General features: G+C 63.7%; 3 protein-coding genes. All 3 read right to left on the minus strand.

Annotation, left to right across the window (positions count from 1 at the left end):
• The coding region (locus tag EOA24_RS34835) for an aminopeptidase (protein WP_127410642.1) at positions 1-713 on the minus strand (713 nt) is incomplete at its 3' end.
• A 156-nt stretch (positions 714-869) separates the two neighbouring features.
• Complete coding sequence (locus EOA24_RS34840) at positions 870-1,976, minus strand: SAM-dependent methyltransferase (RefSeq protein ID WP_126081824.1); 1,107 nt, start codon at positions 1,974-1,976, stop codon at positions 870-872.
• Between the two features lie 15 nt (positions 1,977-1,991).
• Positions 1,992-2,274: hypothetical protein (locus EOA24_RS42080; RefSeq protein WP_210213635.1), on the minus strand; the 283-nt coding region annotated here is incomplete at its 5' end.

Here is a 2,274-nt window from a genome sequence, read left to right on the forward strand (position 1 = left end):
CTTCCATAGACCTGTTTCAGCTCGTCCCGGGTCTTCGAGATCAATCCGAGGAAATCCGCCTTGCGCTTGCGATCGGCTTCGTAGCTGCGCAATCCGGCGCGATTGCCGGTGGCGCGCAGCCATTTCCTCGTGCCGGTGGTTTCGACGGAAACCGCGAAGGCCTCGTTGAACGCGGAGTCGCCGTTCACATAGACTTTCTGGTGCGCCAGCTCATGGAAGACAAGGCTGGCGAGATAGGTGTCGTTCTGGCGCAGCATGGTGCTGAGCAGCGGGTCGCTGAACCAGCCCAGCGTGGAATAGGCCGTGATACCCGTCACATAGACGTCCAGCCCCCGCCGCTGCAGCGCGGCGGCATTTTCGAGCGCGTCCTTGCGCGAAAAGTAGCCCTTGTAGGGAACGCAGCCGAACACCGGAAAGCACCATGTTACCGGCGCGAGCGAGAATTGCGGCGCGGCAAAGACCGCCAAGGTCACATCGTTGCGGCCGACATCGACATAGCTGCGGTAGCTGCTGTTGTCGGGCAGCGCCAGTTCTTCCGTGGCAAAGCGGCGGATGGCGGTGGCCGATGTCAGCTTGGCGCGCAGCGCCTTGGGCGTAGAGGGATCGCGGATCAGTTTTCCAACATTTTTCCGCGCGGCCATGATCTCGACATGGCCCTCCAGCGACTGCGCGTAGTAGGAAATGCTGGTGCAGCCGGTCACACCGGACGCCATGATCGCAGCAGCAAGCAATCGAAAAACGCGCTTCAAAGCTTGCCCACCGCCTGCTCATCTCCTCGGGAGCGAATGTCCCCTTGCTCGCCGAGTCTCAAACAGGCGCACCTGTTTTCGTCAAGACCTCGAGCGGGCGGCGCGGCGCTTGCCGCTCCGTCAAGACTTGACGATCTCCGTTACGCAGTGGACGTAGTCCATGCGATGGCCTTCGGGAGCTTGCGCGACGTCGGCTTCATAGGCGCCGTAGAAATCGTCGATGATCGCGGAGCGTTCGCTTGGCGGTCGCGCGGGATCGAGCGCGTTGGCGAAAACGGTCTCGGACCAGGAGCGCAGCGTCGGCACATAGGCCCGGGCGAAATCCCCCGCATTGCGATGGGTGCGGAACGCCTCGGCATATGGGCAAGGCGTCACCATGGTGAACATCGTCTCCAACTTCAGCCCGGCTTGCGACACCGGCGAAGCGGGATCGCGGAACGGCGCGGCGAACTCCTCAGGTGTCTTGTAGAACTGCTGGAACGTCGCGTTGACATATTCCGCCTCGTTGATCCGCCCGGTCCGCAGCAGGTCGCGCCAATGGCGGGCGAAGCTGTCGAACATGTCGGCGCCCGTCGTATGTCCGAGATAGCGGCCTTCCTCGTCGATGCAGAAATTGGCCAGCGCAAGCCGCCCGCCTGATCGCAATTCGCGCGCCCTGGCAAGCAGGATCGTCTCCCAATCGCGCAGCGCCTGGGCGCGGAACTGCTCGCGCTCGGCATTGCTTGCACCGACCGCCTGGACGTGGTCGGCGATCATGCACGGCCGCTTGCTGATCCAGTGCATCGCCGTCGCGGAAAAGCCGAAGGAGAGCGAATTGTCCGGCAGGATCTGGCGGTAGAAGCTGGTGCCGCTACCGAAGATGTAAAGCCCGGGCGTCTCGGCCAGCGGCGCTTCGGTGGAGGTTCCAAGAAGGCCCTGGCTGAGCCGGAACAAGGTCGAGAAATCGTTATGGGGCAGGTCGGTATAGGTGATCGATATCGCCCGGTTCGGTTCCCTCTCCCGAACGGCGCCGATCAGCCGTCGCATCATGTCCATGGAAGTGCCCCCATCGGCGGCGCCGAAATCGGCGATGGCGAAGGGCAGGCCGTCGGCCAGTCGGGGCATCCTGGCGACAGCCTCGATGACGAGATCGCCGACCTTGTCGATGACGTATTTGGCGCCGACGGTATTGGCCGAATAGTAGCCTGCGCCACGCATGGCGATCTTCTGGCCGTCGGCTGCACTCATTTTGTTCTCCCCTTGTTATTCATCGTCCACCCGGCCGCCACCGGCACCACGCACGCGCGATCTTTCGCTTTCCGGCACATAGGTTCTGGCGGCGAAGGAATTGAGCGCCGCAAGTGTCCGCTCGTCGATCGCGCCGCGCCGGCCTGTGGCTGGCTGCTCGGTTTCGGCGCGGCGTTCGATGACGACATCGGCGCGCGTCGCCAGCCCCACGGGCCGCGCTACGCGCATGGGTGAGCGGCGCAGCATGGCGTCGAACCAGACCGGCAGGCCGACATCCAGGATCGTCAGCGGCATAACG

This window comes from Mesorhizobium sp. M2A.F.Ca.ET.039.01.1.1, from assembly GCF_003998035.1.
GTDB lineage: Bacteria > Pseudomonadota > Alphaproteobacteria > Rhizobiales > Rhizobiaceae > Mesorhizobium.